Source organism: Bradyrhizobium elkanii USDA 76 (genome assembly GCF_023278185.1).
Taxonomy (GTDB): Bacteria; Pseudomonadota; Alphaproteobacteria; order Rhizobiales; family Xanthobacteraceae; genus Bradyrhizobium; species Bradyrhizobium elkanii.
Window position 1 is genome coordinate 365709 of record NZ_CP066356.1, and the last position, 19142, is coordinate 384850.

The following is a 19142-nucleotide window of genomic DNA, read 5'->3' on the forward strand; positions in this document are numbered from 1 at the left end:
CCGGTGCCAGTCAATGCGGTCCGGCTGGAGCCGGACCGCGGGGGCGTGTCACCAAAGCCGTCGCGGGGCGCGCCGCGCCGGGTCGATCAATCCCTGAGGTCGTAGCGGTACGACTTCGAGACGATCTGCCAGCCGTCGGCGAGCTTCATCGCCACCAGATAGTCGGTGAAATAGCGCGGCGGCAGCTGGCAGCGCACCTTGATGAAGGCGGTGTTGTCGTCGGAGCGGTCGATGGTGACGATAAAATCCTCGCGCGGCTTGCCTTCGGCCTTCGCCGAGGTGCGCTTGCGCACCAAGGCAAGCCAGTCCGGCACGGTCAGGACCTTCAGCTCGCCTTTCTCAACCCAGCGCAAGTCGGCGCTCGGATGAAAAGCCTCGGCAAGCTTGTCGGCATTGCTCTCGTAGAGACCGTCGAAATAGGTTTGCACGACGCTTTCGACGCTGGATCGATCTTGGCTCATTGGTTGGTCCTCCCGGCAGGATTGGATCGGCTGGAGCGCGCTTTCGAGCGAAGCGGGTGCCGGTTCGCCCGAAGAAAACGCGTCAAAGCTCGAATCTGGAGCCCCGTTCCGATTCAATTGGAGCGGAAAGGGCTCTAGGATTTAGCCATGAACCGCCGGATTGCGCCATGGCCGGCGACAAAATTCTGCGTGAGGGACGAGTTGTGACCGCATCTGCAAATTCGAACGAACATATCCTGACCGGCGAATGCTTCTGCCGCGACGTGCGCTACGAGGTGGCCGACGCGTTTGCCTATGCGCTCAATTGTCACTGCTCGAACTGCCGGCGCACCACGGGATCGGCGTTCAAGCCGTTCGCTGGAATCGCGCGCGACAGATTCACCGTGGTCAGCGGTGCTGATGGGCTCCTGATCTACGGCGATGAGCTCACCCACGACGCGCATTGCGGCCGCTGCGGCTCGCTGCTCTATTCGCTGGTCCGCGCCGGTGCCTATGTCCATGTCGCGATGGGCACGCTGCGCGACGCGCCGGCGATCCGGCCGACCGCCCACATCTTCGTCGGCTCCAAGGCGCCGTGGTACACGATATCGGACGATCTGCCGCAATATCAGGAGCACGTGACGCAAGGCGCGGAATAGATCCGCGCGACGTCATCGGCGTGCTGCTTGTCGTCCTTGCCGACCGCCTTGCGCACGGCATCTCATCATGTACTGGCGGCGCAGCTAGATCGCGCTCGCCGCGATATTCACCATCAGGGCGAGCAGCGCGGTGTTGAACACGAACGAGATGATGCCATGCACGGTCGCGGTGCGGCGGATGATCTTGTCGGTGATGCCGACGTCGGAGACCTGCGCCGTCATGCCGATCACGAACGAGAAATAGACGAAGTCCCAGTAATCGGCGTCGACATGTTCCTCGCCGCTCGGAAACTGCAATCCGCCGGGCGTCTTGCCGCGATAATACTCATGGGCGTAGTGCAGCGCGAACGCGGTGTGGACCATCGTCCATGACAGCGTGATGGTGACGATTGCCAGCGTCAGTCCGGCAGGGCTGCCTTTGGATGCGCCGAGCTCGAACACGATGGCTGCGAGGCTCGCCAGCGCGCCGAACGCGGTCAGCAGCAGGATCAGGAAACGGCCGTCGTCCTGCAGCATGGCGCTTCGCTTGATATGGGCGACGCCACAGCGCAGCATCATCACATAGGCGAGCACGAGATAGAGCGCGGCGAAGGCATCCCAGCCCGCGAGCAGGCGCGTGACGATGCGCGGTGCTCCCGGCACCAATAGCGCAGCCAGGACGCCGAAAGCGATCGAGCCGAAGGTACGCGGCCGGCCCACGACGACGCGGACCGGCAGCGGCAGCTTGCGGAAGCGAACAAGGCGGTCGTCGATCTCCCTGTTCATTTCGCGCGGTGCTCTCGGCTAATTCTTGCGCTCGGCGACGAAGTGGGCGGCCGCGCGCAGCACGTCGCTGCGGTCGCCGAACACCGACAGCGCGGCGTCGGCGCGCGCCAGGAGGTCGCGGACGCGCTGCTTGGCGCCATCGATGCCGAGCTGGGTGACGAAGGTGGTCTTGCCGAGCGCGGCATCAGCGCCGGCCGGCTTGCCGAGCGCGGCGGCGTCGCCCTCGACGTCAAGCAGATCGTCGGCGATCTGGAAGGCTTCGCCGAGCGCTTTGCCGTAATCGTCGAGCGCCTGGTATTCCTTCTGCGAGGCCTGGCCGAGGATCGCGCCGGCGATGCAGCCGAAGCGGAGCAGCGCGCCGGTCTTCATCTGCTGCACGCGCGCGACGTCGACCGGCTCGCGATCGCCGAAGCGGCCTTCGCCGGCGAGGTCGAGGATCTGGCCGCCGGCCATGCCGCCGATGCCGGAGGCGCGCGCCAGCGCGCGGGTCAGGAGCAGGCGGACCTGGGCGTCCTTGTGGATCGCATCGCGGGTGATGATGTCGAAGGCGATCGTCAGCAGCGCGTCGCCGGCGAGGATCGCGGTGGCGTCGTCATAGGCCTTGTGCAGGGTCGGGCGGCCGCGGCGCAGATCGGAATTGTCCATCGCCGGCAGGTCGTCGTGGATCAGCGAGTAGCAGTGGATGCATTCGAGCGCGGCGCCGACCAGCAGGGCGGCTTCGCGCGGGATGCCGAACACCGCCGCGCTCTCGACCACGAGGAACGGCCGCAGCCGCTTGCCGCCGCCGAGGCTCGAATAGCGCATCGCCTCGATCAGCCGCTTCGGGCGCACGATCTCGTCGCTTTCGGTCGCGTCGGACAGCAGTTTGGCGAGCAGGGCTTCGGTATCCTCCGCGGTCTGGTCCAGCCGCTTGGAAAACTCTGCAGTACCGGTCGTCATTAAGAATTGCTCCAGATCGATTTGCGGCCGGACAATCGTTGATGGGATCGGCTTCGTCAATTCCTGCCCTGCGACGGAATGCGCCTTAAAAGTGCTGGAAAAACCGTGAATTATCCCGCAGACGTCGACGGCGCCGGCCGTGTTCTGGCGGGCGGGTCCCAAATCCTTCCTGGAATGGTCCTCCCCGGAAACCCCTGTCTTGCGCATCGTCCGAATTTTGTTGCTGCTTTTGCTGGCCCTGCTGTTGCTGCCGTATCTGGTGACGCCGTTCTACCGCACCGGCCATCCGGTTTCGGCGCTGATGGCCTGGCGGAGCCTGCGCGGGGCTCCGGTCACGCGGCATTGGATCGATTTCGGCGCGGTATCCCCGTATCTGGTGCGGTCCGTGGTCGGCTCGGAGGACGCCCATTTCTGCAGGCATCGGGGCGTCGATTGGGGCGCGCTGCGCGAGGTGCTCGACGACGCCGAGGATGGCGAGGTGGCCCGTGGCGGCTCGACCATCACCCAGCAGGTGGCCAAGAACCTGTTCCTGTGGTCTGGCCGCAGCGTGATCCGCAAGGGGCTGGAACTGCCGCTGGCGCTCTGGATCGATCTCGTGCTGCCCAAGCAGCGGATCCTGGAAATCTACCTCAATATCGCGGAAATGGGCCCGTCCGGCCAGTTCGGCGCCGAAGCCGGCGCCCAATATGCCTTTGGCCGGTCCGCCGCGGGGCTGTCACCCCGCGAGGCCGCGCTTTTGGCGGCGATCCTGCCAAATCCGGTCAAAAGAAGCGCCCGGAACCCCGGCCCGGGGGTCCGCAGGCTGTCCGCCACCTATATGGTCCGGGCCAACTCCGTGACGCGCTGCTGGCGCGAAAATCGCGGCTCCTGAGGCCGATTTCGGACGCTTTTTGCTGCCTCCGGCCCTAGCTTTACGCAGTGCCTTCCTCTATAAGCGCGGCCTTACCGGCATCGCAGCTGGCGCTTTGAAGCGCTGTGCGCTCGTCCCCATTTCGGACGATGCCTCCGCAACACCCCTAGAGGACACCGTCATGGCCGTTCCCAGAAGAAAAACCTCGCCGTCGCGCCGTGGCATGCGCCGTTCGGCCGATGCGATCAAGACCCCGACCTATGTCGAGGACAAGGACTCCGGCGAACTGCGCCGTCCGCACCACCTCGACCTGAAGACCGGCATGTACAAGGGCCGCCAGGTCCTGAAGGCCAAGAAAGAGTCCTGATCGGACATTCGGCCTGCGCGCCGCAGCCATGCGGCGCGGCGCCCGAATTCGGCCAACGAGTGCGGTCAACACGGGCGCGTCAGCGGCGAAGCCAATGAGCATCGCCGCATTGCTGGTTCTCCCTGAATAAGGCGCAAGCCCCGATGGTCGGTTTTCCGCTGCTGCTCGTTCCGCTCGCGGTCTACAACATCATCGCCTTCCTGATGCCCGGCGTGTCCTTCACGGACCCGCTGATCAGGCTGACATTGCTGTCGGGCGAGCAATGGCAGATCACGCTCAGCGACATGCTGCTCGCCGCTGCCGTGCTGCTGTTGCTGCTCGAGGTCATCAAGGGCGCGCGCCCCGGCGCGAAATATCTCACCGACCATCTGCTGTCGCTGATCGTGTTCGGCGCCGCCGCCGCCGAATTCGTGCTCTGGCCGAAATTCGGCAACTCGACCTATGGCCTGCTCGCGCTGCTGGCGCTGGTCGATTTCATCTCCGGAATTGCGCTGCGCACCCGCCGCCGTGCGGTGGTCGCGCCTGCGGCACCAAGCGTCAGCAGGGCGCAGCCCGAGGCGCCGCAGCCCGCGCCGGCAGAGACGCCCGCGCCGCGTTCCGAGCCCGCACCCGTCGCCCCACCGGCGCCTGCTGCTCCGCCGCCGGCCGCGCCCGTTCCGCCAGCGACGTCGGTTGCGGAATCCGTGCTGCTCGATCAGTCCGCGCCGAAGCCGACCGTCGCTTCACCGGATTTGCAGCCGGGCGGCCATCCGCCGTCGGACGCGCCGCAGCGCTGATATTTTCCTAGATGATCTGCCGGGTCCGCCGCGCCACGCTGCGGCGTTCGTCGACGTGCGGGCCGTAAGCGTTCTGCGCGTCGGCCAATGACCCACGCCGCTGCCCGCACGTCTGCGGTTCGTGTGCGGCGGTTGCGATCAGGTGAGCCACAAATGATGGATCGGCATGCGGCAGCGGGATCTTGGGCGCCCAATGGGTGGTCGCGGCCAGCGGCACCAGCGCCGTGCTGGCCGCCGCAGCATCGCCGGTGCACTCACCGTCGAGGATTTCCGATTGATCGATATCCGGCATCGTCTGCGACCCGTTGGAGCGTCATAGTTTGGGACGTTGCGTCCCTCCGCAACACCCCCGTGGCAAGGGTCATGCCCGCCGTCCCCAGTTCGTTCCCGGCCAGTCGAAAACGTGGTTTCCAGATTATTTATCAACTTCACCTAGCGTTGGATTCGCCGGAACCACTATCGTGAGAGCGTGTAGAATCACCGGGCGCCGTCCCAAATCGAGACATGTTCGATGCCCCCTGTCCCGCCAGCTGCCAGCATCCTCGCCTCGCTCGGCCAAGCGACATTCGCCTGGGACCTGGCGAGCGATGCGATTGCCTGGAGCGACAATGTGGCGGCGGTCTTCCCGGATATCCCGGTCGCGGCGCTTGCGAGCGGCGCTGAGCTCGCAAAGCTGATCGAGCCATCGCGCTCGGTGCGATCCGATGCGCTCGGCGCGCCGGCGCCGGTGCGCAGCGGGGAGGGCGTTCCCTACCGGATCGAATATGGCGTGCGGGCCGTCACCTCGGCGCCGGTGATCTGGATCGAGGAGACCGGCTGCTGGTTTGCCGGCGCCGACGGCAGGCCGGCGCGTGTGCAGGGTGTCGTCCGCATCAACAATGAGCGGCACGCCCGCGACGAGCAGCTGCTCAAGCTGTCGCGGCACGATCCGCTGACCAACGAGCTCAACCGCACCCATCTGATCGCCTCGCTCGCCGAGACGATGGAGGAGTGCGCGCGCTTCCGCTCCTCCTGCGCCTTCATGCTGATCGGCATCGATCATCTGGCGCGCGTCAACGATGCCTTCGGCTTCGATGTCGCCGACGCCGTCATCGCCGAGGTCGCGAAGCGGATTCGTGCGCGGCTGCGCAGCGGCGACATGCTCGGCCGCTTCTCCGGCAACAAGTTCGGCCTGATCCTGCGCAATTGCACCGTCGACGATACCAATGTCGCGGCCGAGCGCTTCCTGGCCGCGGTGCGCGACGAGGTGGTGCCGACCAAGTCCGGCCCGGTGTCGGTCACGGTCTCGATCGGCGCCGTCACCCTTCCGCGCCATGCGAGGTCGGCGGAGGAGGCGGTCAATCGCGCCCAGGAGACGCTGGACGCCGCCAAGAGCCGCCGCGCCGGATCGTTCGCGCTGTGGAAGCCCAATGTCGAGCGCGACGCCCAGCGCCGCGTCAACATCCGCGTCACCGACGAGATCGTCACCGCGCTGAACGAGCGCCGCATCGTGATCGGCTTCGAGCCCGTGGTCGATGCGCGCCTGCGGCAGCCCGCGTTCTACGAGTGCCTGGTCCGCATGGAGCAGGACGACGGCCGCGCGCTGCTCGCGCCCGATATCGTGCCGGTCGCCGAGCGGCTCGGCCTGATCCGGCTGGTCGATCACCGCGTGCTGGAGCTCGCCATCGCCGAGCTCGCCGCCGCCCCCGGCGTACAGCTCAGCCTCAACATCTCGCCCGACACCACGATGGATCCGGACTGGTGGGCCACCATCGAATCCTTGATGCGCGCGCATCCCGGCGTCGGCGAGCGGCTGATCGTCGAGATCACCGAGACGGTCGCGATCCAGGATATCGACGACGTGCGTGGCTTTGTCACGCGCCTGAAGAACTTCGGCAGCCGGATCGCGATCGACGATTTCGGCGCCGGCTACACCTCGTTCCGCAATTTGCGCAAGCTCGGCGTCGATATTGTCAAAATCGACGGCGCCTTCGTGCAGAACATCGTGCGCTCGGCCGACGACCGCGCCTTCGTGCAAACGCTGATCGATCTCGCGCGCCGCCTCGAGATCAAGACAGTCGCCGAATGGGTGCAGGACGAGGAAGCCGCCGTGATGCTGCGCGAATGGGGCTGCGACTTCATCCAGGGTCGCCTGATCGGCCTCGCCTCCCCGGACCGCCCGTGGAACGGGCAAGCGGAGAAGCCCGTGCCCGCCACGGGCTGATCCACGATCGCGAGTCAAGCTGCCGGCGTCGTCCCGGCGAAAGCCGGGGCGACGACGGGGTGAGTAGGGCGAAATAAAACGCCTACTCGTCCTTCATCAGCTCTCGCCGCCGGCGAAGATGTCCTTGCGGATCACCGCATGGACGCCCCAATTGCCGTCCACCACCTGGGTGACGCCGAAGTCGACACCGAGCGAGATCAGCGAGATGGCCTCGTCCTCGGTCAGCTTCTTCGTCGTCATCAGGAATTTGCGCATCTTGCGGAAGGCATCGCGCAGAGCGAGGTCGACCGACGACTTCTTGTAGATCTCGGTCTGCGCGCCGGCTCCCAGCTCGCTGAGATAGTTGGCATAGCTGAAGCCGTGCACCAGCCATTCGTCCTGGGTCTCCAGCATCGGGTAGTCGAGCGCTTCCAGCGCAGTGCCGGCGAGGTCGGCCTTCTTGTGCAGGATGATCTGGAAGGTGCCGTTGAGCGAGCATTCGATCGCCGTGCCGCACAGTTCGGAATCGCCCTGCGAGGCGTGGGAATCGCCGACCGACAGCAGTCCGCCTTCGACCGCCACCGGGTAATACATCGTGGCGCCCTTGCCGATGCGCCAATTGTCGATGTTGCCGCCGGTGTAGCTCGGCGGGATCGAATCGACGAACTCGGCCTCTTTCGGTGCGAGCCCGATCACGCCGAAATGCGGACGCACCGGGATGCGCACGTTCTTCAGGATGCCGTGGTTTTCCTTGACCGTCGAATGATCGACCGGCACGCCGGGATAATCGATGGTCTTGTGCACCACGCCGGATGGATCGGTCTGCGGCGTCCAGGTGAAATTGTAGACGGCGCGCGCCCAGTTGCGCTCACCTGTCGCGTCGACCTCGTAGATGGTGACGACCTCGCGCGGCTTCGGCTCGGTGAGCAGATCCTTGTAGTGGAAACCCCACGATGCCGCGGCGTTGCTGCCGAATGCCTTGCCGGAATATTTCGGGTTGGCGCAGGGCCGCGGCGCGACGTCGATGATGCGCAGCTCGAGCACGTCGCCTTCCTCGGCGCCGCGCACGAACACCGGCCCGGTGCAGATATGCACGCCGAGGCCTTCGCCCGCGCCGCGTCCGAACAGCGAGGCATCCATCGGGCCGGCGCCGCGCCGGTTCACGCCCTTCTTCTCCTTGGTCCAGAGATAGACGCTCTCGACGCCGGGATCGCCCTTCACCATGCGCTCGGCATCGTCATTGGCGTGATGCGTCAGCGCCTCGATGGTGATGAAGTCGCCGGAATTGATCTCGACGCGCGGCTTCAGCGACTTGCTGAAATAGCCCCAATGCACGGTGTCGGCATTGGCCGGCAGATGGTGATAGGCGCGCTGCGCCGGCTGATGCTTCTCGGCGGCGGCCGCCATTTTCGGCGTCACCAGCGAGATGCCGCCGGCGGTCATTGCCGCGGCGCCGCCCGCCGCCGCGAAGCTCGAGCGCAGGAACGAACGGCGTTCCCGGTCGAGCGTCTCCTTGAACTGGCGATGATGCAATTCGAAGTCCGGGCAGTTCTTGTCGTCACCTGCGCACATCTTGAGCTCCTCCTTGGATCGAAAGTGCGCATGAGAGTGCATGGCGCCGCGCCGCTCCGACATGACCGGGCGCGCCCAATAATTTGTCGGCGCGCTTGCTGTCGTCGCGGCGCAAAGGCCTGTGCAATAGCGTGCAAGACATCTGCGGCGGCCACCTTCGCATCGCGGGATGGCCGGAGCGGTCAAGAATTTGGGCGCATTCGATCAAGTTGCACTGCGTTCGCCGCTGATAGCGCTGCCACGCGAAAGCGGCCGCTTCCGCGCGTTGCACGCAGGCTGGGCAACATGTGCCGTCGCAACATGCTTGCCGCCTGCCTGCAATCGGTGCAGGCTGCGTTCACGGCTCTGTGAGTGGAAGGCCGCGGGCCTGGAGGGGTGATGGTCGCGACGACCTATCGGGTTTCGGTCGATGCGATCCCGCGGCAAAACCGGCGGGAGGTCTGGCGCGAGGCGCTGGCCGGTTTGCAGCTCGATTGCGAATTGCCGGAGGCCGGCCAATTCCAGTTCGGCGAATTGACCGCGAAGCGCTCGACCAGCGGCGGCCAGCTCGCGCTGCTGCGTTCGACCGAGCAGCAGATCGTCTGCAGCGGTCATGCAGCCTCGCCGGGAATGCCGGCGCGGGTCGCCATCATCTTCCACGGCTACGGCCGCGGCAGCATCACGTCCGGCCAACGCAGTTGCGAGTTCGCCGACAACGACGTCTCGGTGTGCGACCTGCAATCGCCGTGGCGGATGACCTTGCGCGAGGATTTCGAGATCCTGCTGCTCGAACTGCCGCGAGAGCGGTTGCTCGGCCGGCTCGGGCATAATCGCTTGCGTTTGCCGGCGGTGCTCGGCGCGACGATTGCCGCTGCGTCCGTGCGTCCGGTGATGCGGACCCTGGGCGGCAATTTCGCGATCCTGGACAAGGCCGATCTCGCCACCGCCGAGGTCGCGGTCACCGAACTCGTTGCCGGCGCGCTGCTCGGCGAGACGCGGCTCGATGCCGAAGCGATGACGCAGGTCCAGGCCGGCCATCTGCGCCGGGTCGATGCCGCGATCGAGGCCCAGCTCGGCAATGCCGGCCTGACCATCGCCGACATCGCGCGGCAGGAAGGGCTGTCGCAACGCTATCTGCAACGGCTGTTCGAGCGGCAGAACACGACGTTCTCGGCCTATGTGCGCGAGCGGCGGCTGGAACGCTGCTGCAACGACCTGATCGATCCGAACTATGCCGACCAGCGCATCGCCGAAATCAGCTACCGCTGGGGCTTCACCGATCAGGCGCATTTCAGCCGGATGTTCAGCGCGACCTACGGCACCTCGCCGCGCGACTTCCGCAAGGCGGTGCCGCGCGATGTGGAGGGCGAGCGCACGCGCGGCCGGCCGCGGCTGGCGCGTGGCACCGCAACGGTGTTGCGGCTCGCGCCAAATCTCGCGTCAAGTCTCGCGTCAAGCCCGGTGGCACGCGAGACGGTTGCGCCGCTGGAGCCGGTCGTACCGGTTGAACCGCCGGCGGCTGTGCCGGAAGGGCGGGGCGCCTCGCATCACCATCTCAAGGTGTCCAGGGAGACCGCCCATTGGGGCTATCTCAGCCGCGCCATCCCGCCTGTCATGAGCGTGCAGTCTGGCGCGGTGGTGACGATCGAGACGCTGACCCAGCACGCCTTCGATGATTACGAGCGCATGATCAAGGGTGATCCCGGCGCGGAGAGCGTGTTTCGCTGGACCGCCGAGGGCAAGTCGGTCGAACGGCGCGGCGCCGGCCCGATGGACGGTTCGATCTTCGGCCGCGGCGCCGGCGAAGGGTTCGGCGTGCACATCTGCACCGGGCCGATCTATGTCTGCGGCGCGGAGCCGGGCGATGTGCTCGAGGTGCAGATCCTCGATATCTGGCCGCGGCCATCAGCCAATCCGGCCTACGCCGGCAAGTCGTTCGGCAGCAATGCCGCGGCCTGGTGGGGCTTTCAATACAACGATCTGATCGATCCGCCGGCCAAGCGCGAGACCATCACGATCTTCGAGACCGATGCAGAGGCCGAGTGGGCCCGCGCCGTCTATTCCTACCGCTGGACGCCGCAGACCGATCCGTTCGGCGTGCGCCACGAGACGATGGATTATCCCGGCGTGCCGGTCGATCACGCCACCGTCGAGAAACGGTCCGGCGTGCTCGCCGGCGTGCGGATTCCGGCGCGGCTGCATTTCGGCTTCATGGCGGTGGCGCCGCGCGAATCCGACATCATCGATTCGATTCCCCCAGGCTATTTCGGCGGCAATGTCGACAATTGGCGCGCCACCAAGGGCACCACGCTCTATCTGCCGGTCGCCGTTCCGGGCGCGCTGTTCTCGATCGGCGATCCGCACTTCGCGCAAGGCGATGGCGAGGTCAACGGCACCGCGCTCGAGCTTTCGCTCACCGGCCAGTTTCGCTTCATCCTGCACAAGAGCGGCAAGGCGACCAAGCCGCATGTCGAAGGGCTGGCGCACCCGCTTTTGGAAACGCCGGAGGAGTGGATCCTGCACGGCTTCAGCTACGGCAATTATCTGCGCGAGCTCGGGCGCAACGCGCAGTCGGAAATCTACCAGCGCTCGTCGGTCGATCTCGCGCTGCGCAACGCGTTCCGGGCGACGCGCAAATTCCTGATGGAGTGTTATCGCCTCAGCGAGGATGAGGCGCTGGCGCTGATCTCGCTCGGCGTCGATTTCGGCGTCACGCAGGTTGCCGACGGCAATTGGGGCGTGCACGCGATCGTCCGCAAGAGCATGCTTCTCGGGGCAAGCGGCGCCTGACGCCGGCCAGGGTTGCCGCCGTCAGGATTTCGCGAAACGAAAGTGGCCGGTGCGTCCGGCCGATCGGCGAAGCGACCTACTCGTCCTTCTTCGTCGGCTGCGACATGCGCTCGAGACGTTCCTGCATGTCCTTCATCTGGCGGCGAAGGTCGTCGATGTTGCCGTCATCGGGCGTGGGCTCCGGCGCCTTCTCGGCCTCGCCGCCGCCGCGTTGCGGCACGAACGGCTTGAACATCGAGAAGGTCTGCTGGAACAGCTCCATGTTGCGGCGGACCTGTTCTTCCAGCGGCGCAAACGGTGTCCCGCTCAGCGCGCCCGCGATCTGCTTGCGGAATTTTTCCTGTTCCTTGGTCAGCGTCTCGATCGACTGTTCGAGATATTTCGGCACCACCATCTGCATGCTGTCGCCGTAGAACCGGATCAGCTGGCGCAGGAAGGTGGTCGGCAGCAGGTTCTGCCCGGCCTTGTTTTCCTGCTCGAAGATGATTTGCGCGAGCACGGAGCGGGTAATGTCGTCGCCGGTCTTGGCGTCATAGACGAGGAAATCCTCGCCTTCCTTCACCATCGCCGCGAGATCCTCGAGCGTCACGTAGGTGCTCGTCCCGGTATTATAGAGCCGCCGGTTCGCGTATTTCTTGATCGTGGTCGGTTGTTCAGATTTTGCCATGGGCTCTCACTTCAACACCGAAGAACCTGGAACCCTACGGCATCGCCGCAGGGCAAAATGCAACGCATCGCAGCAAAGGTAAGCATTTTCAAAGCGGTTCGGCTACAGTTTTGTGCTGTGCGGTTAATTCCAAAGCATAGGATTTGCTCAGGAAAGTGCCAAGGGCGTCATTTTGAGTGCGCCGCGGCGCGATTTGCGCGACAGTCCGATTGACATGCCTCAATGAGATTTACAGGATAGTCATTAAGAGACAGGCCCGCCAAACCGGCCGCCAGCCGTCGAGAAACCCAGCTACAACCCATAGGAGATGTCCATGTCAGACGATGTCGTCATCGTCAGCGCCGCCCGCACCCCCGTCGGTAGCTTCAACGGCGCTTTTGCCACCACGCCGGCCCACGACCTCGGCGCGATCGCCATCAAGGCGGCGCTGGAGCGTGCCGGCGTCGAGGGCGGTCAAGTCTCCGAAGTCATCATGGGCCAGATCCTCACCGCCGCGCAGGGCCAGAACCCGGCCCGCCAGGCCTCGATCGCGGCCGGCATCCCGGTGGAAAGCCCGGCCTGGGGCGTCAACCAGCTCTGCGGCTCGGGCCTGCGCACGGTGGCGCTCGGCTACCAGGCGCTGCTCAACGGCGATTCCTCGATCGTCGTCGCCGGCGGCCAGGAATCCATGAGCATGGCCCCGCACGCCCAATATCTGCGCGGCGGCGTCAAGATGGGCGGCCTCGAGCTGATCGACACCATGATCAAGGACGGGCTGTGGGATGCCTTCAACGGCTACCACATGGGCAACACCGCCGAGAACGTCGCCAAGCAGTACCAGATCACCCGGTCGCAGCAGGACGAGTTCGCGGTCGGTTCGCAGAACAAGGCCGAGGCGGCGCAGAAGGCCGGCAAGTTCAAGGACGAGATCGTCCCGGTCACCATCAAGTCCCGCAAAGGCGATATCGTGGTCGACGCGGACGAGTATCCGCGCCACGGCGCCACGCTCGACGCGATGGCCAAGCTCCGCGCGGCCTTCGAGAAGGACGGCACCGTGACCGCGGGCAACGCCTCGGGCATCAATGACGGCGCCGCCGCCGTCGTGCTGATGACCGCCAAGGAGGCCGCCAAGCAGGGCAAGAAGGTGCTGGCCCGCATCGTCTCGTGGGGCCAGGCCGGCGTCGACCCCAAGATCATGGGCACCGGTCCGATCCCCGCCTCGCGCGCCGCGCTGAAGAAGGCCGGCTGGAACATCGCCGACCTCGATCTGATCGAGGCCAACGAGGCGTTCGCGGCGCAGGCCTGTGCAGTGAACAAGGACCTCGGCTGGGATCCGGCCAAGGTCAACGTCAATGGCGGCGCGATCGCGATCGGCCATCCGGTCGGCGCGTCGGGTGCGCGCGTGCTGGTGACGCTGCTGCACGAGATGCAGAAGCGCGATGCCAAGAAGGGCCTCGCGACGCTGTGCATCGGCGGCGGCATGGGCATCGCTATGTGCGTTGCACGCGACTGAACAAAAGGCAGCGAGGCTGGTTAGGTGATGAAAAGATCATCTGTCAACCGCGAGGCGAGCTGATAAATAAGATGCCCGGCTTTGCGCCGGGCATTTTTGTTTCGAGGGCATGATCCTGAAAAGTGTGAAGCGGTTTTCCCTCGCGACAAACGCGGAACGCGTTTGCGCGGAGATCATGCTCAAAAGAAGGGAGCCAAAGCGCGATGACGATTCAGCCTGATCTTCGTCGCGCTTTGTTCAGTGAGTGCGTAGGCCGGAGTTATCCGGTCATAAAAGACGGCCAAGGAGGAAACGGACATGGCACGTGTTGCATTGGTGACGGGCGGAACGCGCGGTATTGGAGCTGCGATCAGCAAGGCGCTGAAAGCGGCGGGCTACAAGGTGGCGGCGAGCTACGCCGGCAATGACGCCGCGGCTGAGAAGTTCAAGGCGGAGAGCGGAATTCCGGTCTACAAGTGGGACGTCGCCTCGTTCGACGCCTGCGCGGCCGGCGTCAAGCAGGTCGAGGCCGATCTCGGCCCGGTCGACGTGCTCGTCAACAATGCCGGCATCACCAAGGATACCGCATTTCACAAGATGACGGTCGAGCAGTGGAATGCCGTGATCAACACCAACCTCGGCTCGCTGTTCAACATGACGCGCCAGGTGATCGAGGGCATGCGCGCCCGCAAGTTCGGCCGCGTCATCTCGATCTCCTCCATCAACGGCCAGAAGGGTCAGTTTGGCCAGGTCAACTACTCGGCGGCCAAGGCCGGCGACATCGGCTTCACCAAGGCCTTAGCGCTGGAGAACGCCAAGGGCGGCATCACCGTGAACGTGATCTGCCCCGGCTATATCAACACCGAGATGGTGCAGGCGGTGCCGAAGGACGTGCTCGAGAAGAACGTGATCCCGCAGATTCCGGTCGCCCGGCTCGGCGAACCCGAAGAGATCGCGCGGGCCGTGGTCTTCCTCGCCGCCGACGATGCCGGCTTCATCACCGGCTCGACGCTGACCGTGAACGGCGGCCAGTATCACGCCTGACGCGCGAAGCGTCGTCGCGTCGCAGGCGCGCATAATCGACCAGCGAATGCCCGGCCTTGCGCCGGGCATTTTCGTCTTTACAACGCACCACACGCGAAGGAAGACGCGGCCGGCCGGACATCGGCAAGCGGCTTCAGACGGCCATCCTTCAGACGGTCATGCCGGCCACGACGGATTGAATTGAGATGACGACCCGAACTGCCACCCTCGTCGGACTGACCGCCATCCTGATGTGGTCGCTGCTGTCGGTCATGACGGTCGCGACCGGGGCTATCCCGGCGTTCCAGCTCGCCGCCATGACGTTCGCGATCGGCACCGCGGTGGCGTTTGCGAGCTTCCTGTTGCGTCCGTCAGCCTTCGGCGCGTTGAAGCAACCGCTTGTCGCCTGGGTGGTCGGCGTCGGCGGGCTGTTCGGCTATCACGCGCTGTATTTCCTGGCGCTGCGCTTCGCCCCGCCGGCCGAGGCCGGCCTGCTCAATTATCTCTGGCCGCTGTTGATCGTGCTGTTCTCCTCGCTGCTGCCGGGCGAGCGGCTTGCGGTGCATCACATCGTCGGCGCGCTGCTTGGCCTCGCCGGCACCGTGCTGCTGTTCGCCGGTAACACCGGCGCCTTCACAACAGAGCAGATTCCAGGCTTCGCGGCCGCCTTCGTCGCGGCATTCGTCTGGGCCTCCTATTCGGTGATGTCGCGCCGGCTCAAGGCGGTGCCGACCGATGCGGTGGCCGGCTTCTGCCTCGCGACCGCGGTGCTCGCCGCGCTGGTGCACATGATGGTGGAGACGACGGTGTGGCCCGCGACGCCGCTGCAATGGCTGGCCGTCATCGCGCTCGGCATCGGTCCGGTGGGGGCTGCGTTCTTCGCCTGGGACATCGGCATGAAGCGCGGTGACATCCGCGTGCTCGGTGCCGCGTCCTACGCCACGCCGCTGCTCTCGACCGCGTTCCTCATCCTCGCGGGCTTCGCCAAGCCCAGCGCCAACATCGCGATCGCCGCGATCCTGATCGCCGGCGGCGGGCTGATCGCGGCAAAGGACATGGTGCTTAGAAAAAGGACGTAGGATGGGTAGAGCGCAGCGAAACCCATCAATTCTATCCACGCGGCGAGATGATGGGTTTCGCTGCGCTCTACCCATCCTACAAGAGCTCTTACGAAGTCGGCTCCCAGCCCTTCGGCGCCAGCTCGAACCTCGCGAACTCGAATCCCGGCGCGACGGTGCAGCCGACCAGCGTCCAGTCGCCGCTGCTCTCCGCGGCCTGCCAGGCGCCCGCCGGCACGATCGCCTGCGGCTGCTCGCCGTGCGCCACATCCGGCCCGAGCGTGATCGCATGTGGGGCGCCGTCCTGCGCGATCCGCAATGTCAGCGGCGCGCCGGCGTAATAGTGCCACATCTCCACGGCGTCGATGCGGTGCCAATGCGAGCGCTCGCCGCGCGCGAGCAGGAAATAGATCGCGGTCGAATGCGCGCGGCCACTGGCGTCGCAGCGCGCGTCGCGAAACGTCTCGCGATAATGTCCACCTTCGGGATGCGGCTGCAGCGCAAGCCGCGCGATGATATCGGCCGCCGAGAGGTCGGCCATCACGACTTGTTCTTGCGCTCGCGGAGCTCGCCGAACACCAGCGCCGGGTCGGCGCCCTTCATGTGCAGCTTTGCCGCCACCGCCGGCTCGTCGGCGCGCAGGAACACGTTGGCCTTCTTCTCGTCGCCGAGCAGCACGGGGATGGTCGGCTTGTTCTCGGCGCGCAGTTTCGTCACTTCCTCGGCGCGCGCCTGCAGGGCCGGATTGTCGGGCTCGATGGTGAGCGCGAACTTCACGTTCGCGGCGGTGTATTCATGGCCGCAATACAGGCGGAAATCGTCCGGCAGCGAGCGCAGCTTCAAGAGCGAATCCCACATCATGGGGTAGGTGCCTTCGAACACCCGGCCGCAGCCGATCGAGAACAGCGTGTCGGCGGCGAACACCGCCTTCTCGCCATCGAACACATAGGAGATATGGTCGAGCGTATGGCCGGGCGTCTCGACGACGCGTGCGAGCAGGCTGCCGACCTTGATGACATCGGCATTGGCAGCGCGTAGATCGACATTGGCGATCCTGGCCGACTGATCGTGCGGGGCGACGACGCGGCAGCCATATTTCTGCTTCAGCTCGGCGACGCCGCCGACATGATCGCCATGGTGATGGGTGATCAGGATATCGGTCAGCGTCCAGCCTTCGCGCTCCAGCGCCTTGATGATCGGGCCGGCCTCCGGCGCGTCGATCGACGCCGTCGCCTTGGTCGCGGGATCGTGGATCAAATAACCGAAATTGTCGGTGAGGCAGCTGAAGGTGCGAATTTCGGCGGTCATGATATCTCCACGAACAAACGGGACGGACATTTCAGAGCATGATGTCTTCGAAAAACCGGTATCGACTTTCCCGGATCATGCTTTAAACGCGCCCAATATAGGGGTGAAATATGGCGTTAACGCTCCGGCGGCAATGCAATTTTCGGCGCACCCCGGCCGCAGGGGGCGTGTTAGGCTAAGCACCATGGACGTCATCGACCTGCGCGACTTCTATTCGCAGCGCCTCGGCATCGTGGCGCGGCAGCTGATCAACCGGGGTATCCGCGCGCGGTGGCCGAACGCGGAAGGCCAGCGCGTGCTCGGCCTCGGCTATCCGACCCCCTATCTCGGCCTGTTCCGTGAGTCCTGCGAGCGCTGCATTGCCTTCATGCCGGCGGCCCAGGGCGTGCTGAAATGGCCGACCGGCCGGCCGGCGCTGGCCACCCTGATCGACGAATTCTCGATGCCGCTGCCGGATGCCGCGGTCGACCGCGTGCTGCTGGTACACGCGCTGGAAATGTCCGATGATCCGGAGCGGCTGCTGCGCGAGGTATGGCGGGTGCTCTCGCCGTCGGGGCGGCTGATCGCGATCATCCCGAACCGCCGCGGCGTCTGGACGCGCACCGATGCCACGCCGTTCGGCCATGGCCGGCCCTATTCGCGGGCGCAGATCACGCAGCTGTTACGGCAGACCTGGTTCACGCCGTCGTCGTGGGGCGAGGCGTTGTTCATGCCGCCGGTGCAGGGCAGCTGGTTCCTGCGCTCGGCGATGGCGTGGGAGCGGGTCGGCGCGGCGCTGTCGATGCCGTTCGCTGGCGTGCACATCGTGGAGGCGACCAAGCAGGTCTATCGCGCGATCCCCGCGCGCCGCGAGCGCACGCAGCTGATCCCGTCATTGCGTCCGGTGCTGGTGCCGTCCTCGACGGCGACGCGCAAATCGACTCACACCGAGGCGTGAAATTTCACCCTCCCCGGAGCAGGGCTATCGCATATGAGAGGAAATGGATTTGTCCGCGCCGTCATGGCCGGGCTTGTCCCGGCCATCCACGTCTTTCTTCGCCTGGAAACAAAGACGTGGATGCCCGGGACAAGCCCGGGCATGACGAGTTTGTGGAGCGACCGAGCTCATATGCGATAGCCCTGCTCCCCGAAAGGGGAGGGTGGCTGCATACGTGCGTTACTCGTTGCCCGGATTGAAGTCGTCGCTCGGCGCGGGCTGCGCCGCCATGTCGGGGCGCGGGCCGTGCGGACGGCGGCGGCGGCGCGGAAACCGCTCGCTCCGTTCGCCGCGTTCTGCGCCGCCATTATTGCCTTCATAAGCGCCGTTGACCTGCGGCTGCGCGCCGCCGGTGATGAACGAGGGCAGGCGATCGACGCCGGCATCGGCCATCGCGGGCTGCGGCTGGTTCTGCGGTTGCGGCTGATATTGCGGCTGCGGACGATGCTCGCGCTCGCGGTGCTCACGCGGCTGCTGGTCACGCTCACGATGCTCGCGCGGCTGCTGCTGATCGCGCTGGTACGGCTGCTGGCCGTTGTCGCGCATGAAAGGTTGCTGCTGCTGCGGCACGAAGCCCGGCTCCTGGCCGAAGCTCGAATAGCCGTCGCTGTCGTCGTCTTCGGTCGGGGTGACCTCGGCGTCGGGACGCGGCGGCTGCTGATTCTGCCGGAACTGCTCCTGCGCGGCCGCGATGATCCGGTAGTAGTGCTCAGCATGCTGGTAGTAGTTCTCAGCTGCCACCGGATCGCCGGAGGAGCGCGCATCGCGCGCAAGCTGAACGTATTTCTCGGCCACGTGCGAGGCCGTGCCGCGGATCTTGATGTCGGGTCCGTTCGATTCGTACACCCGTGTCAGGGGATTCTGGCCGCGCCGGTTATTGTTGTTGTTATTGTTGTTGTTATTCCGGTTGCGCATCCGCTTGTTGTTCTGACCGTTTCTCATCTGTCGCCTTTTATTCCAGCCCTGAAGCTATTGCAGTCCACAGTCCGATTTCTCAGCAGTCCGATTTCTCAGCAGTCCGATTTCTCAGCAGTCCGATTCCCAGAGTTCGATTCGGCGCGCGCCTAGGCACACGGAATCGCAATACCGTTCGAAGTGGTTTCGATGTCGCCGACCATCTCGTTCAGCAAAGTCGCGTGCAGCAAAGACGCGTTCCCCAACCGCCGGCAATCGCGCCAGCGACCAAATCATTCCGCCCGTTGAGACAGGCTCAGTTCTCGTGCGTAAGTCTTCAAGCGCAATAACAGGCTTTCGTTCGCTTGGCGGTCGAGAGCAGCACAGCTTCGGCTATTGCGCTCTATGAGACCTGCGTTCCTGGAA

The 19142-nt window shown here is 65.4% G+C and carries 19 protein-coding genes; 10 read left to right on the top strand and 9 right to left on the bottom strand.

Annotated elements, in window-relative coordinates:
* Nucleotides 1-86 precede the first annotated feature (86 nt).
* Nucleotides 87-461: a nuclear transport factor 2 family protein gene (locus tag JEY66_RS01680; RefSeq protein ID WP_016847513.1), complete on the bottom strand. Its 375-nt coding sequence runs from the start codon at nucleotides 459-461 to the stop codon at nucleotides 87-89.
* A gap of 203 nt (nucleotides 462-664) precedes the next feature.
* Between JEY66_RS01680 and JEY66_RS01685 the strand changes: the two genes are divergently transcribed.
* The gene (locus tag JEY66_RS01685; RefSeq protein WP_026191998.1) at nucleotides 665-1099 is read left to right on the top strand and encodes a GFA family protein; all 435 of its coding nucleotides are present in this window, start codon (nucleotides 665-667) and stop codon (nucleotides 1097-1099) included.
* Between the two features lie 84 nt (nucleotides 1100-1183).
* Here JEY66_RS01685 and JEY66_RS01690 read toward each other — a convergent pair whose 3' ends face one another.
* Together JEY66_RS01690 and JEY66_RS01695 are read right to left on the bottom strand one after the other, a co-directional pair.
* A complete protein-coding gene (locus tag JEY66_RS01690; protein ID WP_018269206.1) occupies nucleotides 1184-1864 on the bottom strand; it encodes a DUF1345 domain-containing protein in 681 nt (226 codons plus the stop codon).
* An 18-nt stretch (nucleotides 1865-1882) separates the two neighbouring features.
* Nucleotides 1883-2803 (bottom strand): polyprenyl synthetase family protein, encoded by a 921-nt coding sequence (locus tag JEY66_RS01695; protein WP_018269205.1) that lies wholly within the window; start codon nucleotides 2801-2803, stop codon nucleotides 1883-1885.
* A gap of 199 nt (nucleotides 2804-3002) precedes the next feature.
* On the opposite strand from JEY66_RS01695, the gene mtgA reads away from it, so the two are divergent.
* The 3 genes from mtgA (at nucleotide 3003) to JEY66_RS01710 (ending at nucleotide 4796) form a co-directional block, all read left to right on the top strand.
* On the top strand, nucleotides 3003-3674 hold the full coding sequence (gene mtgA, locus JEY66_RS01700; RefSeq protein WP_026191997.1) for a monofunctional biosynthetic peptidoglycan transglycosylase: 672 nt from the start codon (nucleotides 3003-3005) through the stop codon (nucleotides 3672-3674).
* 160 nt (nucleotides 3675-3834) lie between these two features.
* The gene (rpmF, locus tag JEY66_RS01705; RefSeq protein WP_021077536.1) at nucleotides 3835-4020 is read left to right on the top strand and encodes a 50S ribosomal protein L32; all 186 of its coding nucleotides are present in this window, start codon (nucleotides 3835-3837) and stop codon (nucleotides 4018-4020) included.
* A 143-nt stretch (nucleotides 4021-4163) separates the two neighbouring features.
* Complete coding sequence (locus tag JEY66_RS01710) at nucleotides 4164-4796, top strand: hypothetical protein (protein ID WP_018269204.1); 633 nt, start codon at nucleotides 4164-4166, stop codon at nucleotides 4794-4796.
* A gap of 7 nt (nucleotides 4797-4803) precedes the next feature.
* On the opposite strand, the gene JEY66_RS01715 is transcribed toward JEY66_RS01710, so the two are convergent.
* Entirely contained in the window at nucleotides 4804-5088 is a 285-nt protein-coding gene (locus JEY66_RS01715) for a hypothetical protein (protein WP_016844039.1), read from the bottom strand.
* Between the two features lie 219 nt (nucleotides 5089-5307).
* Here JEY66_RS01715 and JEY66_RS01720 point away from each other — a divergent pair, with 219 nt between their 5' ends.
* Complete coding sequence (locus JEY66_RS01720) at nucleotides 5308-6999, top strand: bifunctional diguanylate cyclase/phosphodiesterase (protein ID WP_016844038.1); 1692 nt, start codon at nucleotides 5308-5310, stop codon at nucleotides 6997-6999.
* A gap of 96 nt (nucleotides 7000-7095) precedes the next feature.
* Here JEY66_RS01720 and JEY66_RS01725 read toward each other — a convergent pair whose 3' ends face one another.
* Nucleotides 7096-8550: an acetamidase/formamidase family protein gene (locus JEY66_RS01725; protein ID WP_026191996.1), complete on the bottom strand. Its 1455-nt coding sequence runs from the start codon at nucleotides 8548-8550 to the stop codon at nucleotides 7096-7098.
* Nucleotides 8551-8928: 378 nt separating this feature from the next.
* Between JEY66_RS01725 and JEY66_RS01730 the strand changes: the two genes are divergently transcribed.
* Entirely contained in the window at nucleotides 8929-11319 is a 2391-nt protein-coding gene (locus JEY66_RS01730; protein ID WP_018269202.1) for an acetamidase/formamidase family protein, read from the top strand.
* 76 nt (nucleotides 11320-11395) lie between these two features.
* On the opposite strand, the gene phaR is transcribed toward JEY66_RS01730, so the two are convergent.
* Nucleotides 11396-11986 (bottom strand): polyhydroxyalkanoate synthesis repressor PhaR, encoded by a 591-nt coding sequence (phaR, locus tag JEY66_RS01735; RefSeq protein WP_016841133.1) that lies wholly within the window; start codon nucleotides 11984-11986, stop codon nucleotides 11396-11398.
* A 313-nt stretch (nucleotides 11987-12299) separates the two neighbouring features.
* On the opposite strand from phaR, the gene JEY66_RS01740 reads away from it, so the two are divergent.
* The 3 genes from JEY66_RS01740 (at nucleotide 12300) to yddG (ending at nucleotide 15559) form a co-directional block, all read left to right on the top strand.
* Nucleotides 12300-13478 (top strand): acetyl-CoA C-acetyltransferase, encoded by a 1179-nt coding sequence (locus JEY66_RS01740; RefSeq protein WP_016841132.1) that lies wholly within the window; start codon nucleotides 12300-12302, stop codon nucleotides 13476-13478.
* Between the two features lie 297 nt (nucleotides 13479-13775).
* Entirely contained in the window at nucleotides 13776-14501 is a 726-nt protein-coding gene (gene phbB / locus JEY66_RS01745) for an acetoacetyl-CoA reductase (protein ID WP_016841131.1), read from the top strand.
* A 185-nt stretch (nucleotides 14502-14686) separates the two neighbouring features.
* Nucleotides 14687-15559, top strand: coding sequence for an aromatic amino acid exporter YddG (yddG, locus tag JEY66_RS01750; RefSeq protein WP_016841130.1), 873 nt, complete (start codon nucleotides 14687-14689; stop codon nucleotides 15557-15559).
* Between the two features lie 88 nt (nucleotides 15560-15647).
* On the opposite strand, the gene JEY66_RS01755 is transcribed toward yddG, so the two are convergent.
* The gene (locus JEY66_RS01755) at nucleotides 15648-16079 is read right to left on the bottom strand and encodes a cupin domain-containing protein (protein ID WP_016841129.1); all 432 of its coding nucleotides are present in this window, start codon (nucleotides 16077-16079) and stop codon (nucleotides 15648-15650) included.
* A complete protein-coding gene (gene gloB, locus JEY66_RS01760; RefSeq protein ID WP_016841128.1) occupies nucleotides 16079-16846 on the bottom strand; it encodes a hydroxyacylglutathione hydrolase in 768 nt (255 codons plus the stop codon). Before gloB ends, JEY66_RS01755 begins: the two co-directional genes overlap by 1 nt.
* A gap of 184 nt (nucleotides 16847-17030) precedes the next feature.
* Between gloB and JEY66_RS01765 the strand changes: the two genes are divergently transcribed.
* Entirely contained in the window at nucleotides 17031-17783 is a 753-nt protein-coding gene (locus tag JEY66_RS01765) for a class I SAM-dependent methyltransferase (RefSeq protein ID WP_016841127.1), read from the top strand.
* A gap of 219 nt (nucleotides 17784-18002) precedes the next feature.
* On the opposite strand, the gene JEY66_RS01770 is transcribed toward JEY66_RS01765, so the two are convergent.
* On the bottom strand, nucleotides 18003-18764 hold the full coding sequence (locus JEY66_RS01770; RefSeq protein ID WP_016841126.1) for a DUF4167 domain-containing protein: 762 nt from the start codon (nucleotides 18762-18764) through the stop codon (nucleotides 18003-18005).
* Between the last annotated feature and the right edge of the window lie 378 nt (nucleotides 18765-19142).

Excerpts from the sequence above, each read along its gene's own strand:
- JEY66_RS01730 (WP_018269202.1), top strand. The coding sequence starts at position 8,929 with ATGGTCGCGACGACCTATCGGGTTTCGGTCGATGCGATCCCGCGGCAA.
- phaR (WP_016841133.1), bottom strand. The coding sequence starts at position 11,986 with ATGGCAAAATCTGAACAACCGACCACGATCAAGAAATACGCGAACCGG.
- JEY66_RS01765 (WP_016841127.1), top strand. The coding sequence starts at position 17,031 with ATGGACGTCATCGACCTGCGCGACTTCTATTCGCAGCGCCTCGGCATC.
- gloB (WP_016841128.1), bottom strand. The coding sequence starts at position 16,846 with ATGACCGCCGAAATTCGCACCTTCAGCTGCCTCACCGACAATTTCGGT.
- JEY66_RS01690 (WP_018269206.1), bottom strand. The coding sequence starts at position 1,864 with ATGAACAGGGAGATCGACGACCGCCTTGTTCGCTTCCGCAAGCTGCCG.
- JEY66_RS01770 (WP_016841126.1), bottom strand. The coding sequence starts at position 18,764 with ATGAGAAACGGTCAGAACAACAAGCGGATGCGCAACCGGAATAACAAC.
- JEY66_RS01680 (WP_016847513.1), bottom strand. The coding sequence starts at position 461 with ATGAGCCAAGATCGATCCAGCGTCGAAAGCGTCGTGCAAACCTATTTC.
- JEY66_RS01710 (WP_018269204.1), top strand. The coding sequence starts at position 4,164 with ATGGTCGGTTTTCCGCTGCTGCTCGTTCCGCTCGCGGTCTACAACATC.
- JEY66_RS01720 (WP_016844038.1), top strand. The coding sequence starts at position 5,308 with ATGCCCCCTGTCCCGCCAGCTGCCAGCATCCTCGCCTCGCTCGGCCAA.
- JEY66_RS01755 (WP_016841129.1), bottom strand. The coding sequence starts at position 16,079 with ATGGCCGACCTCTCGGCGGCCGATATCATCGCGCGGCTTGCGCTGCAG.
- JEY66_RS01715 (WP_016844039.1), bottom strand. The coding sequence starts at position 5,088 with ATGCCGGATATCGATCAATCGGAAATCCTCGACGGTGAGTGCACCGGC.
- rpmF (WP_021077536.1), top strand. The coding sequence starts at position 3,835 with ATGGCCGTTCCCAGAAGAAAAACCTCGCCGTCGCGCCGTGGCATGCGC.
- JEY66_RS01725 (WP_026191996.1), bottom strand. The coding sequence starts at position 8,550 with ATGTGCGCAGGTGACGACAAGAACTGCCCGGACTTCGAATTGCATCAT.
- yddG (WP_016841130.1), top strand. The coding sequence starts at position 14,687 with ATGACGACCCGAACTGCCACCCTCGTCGGACTGACCGCCATCCTGATG.
- JEY66_RS01740 (WP_016841132.1), top strand. The coding sequence starts at position 12,300 with ATGTCAGACGATGTCGTCATCGTCAGCGCCGCCCGCACCCCCGTCGGT.
- JEY66_RS01695 (WP_018269205.1), bottom strand. The coding sequence starts at position 2,803 with ATGACGACCGGTACTGCAGAGTTTTCCAAGCGGCTGGACCAGACCGCG.
- phbB (WP_016841131.1), top strand. The coding sequence starts at position 13,776 with ATGGCACGTGTTGCATTGGTGACGGGCGGAACGCGCGGTATTGGAGCT.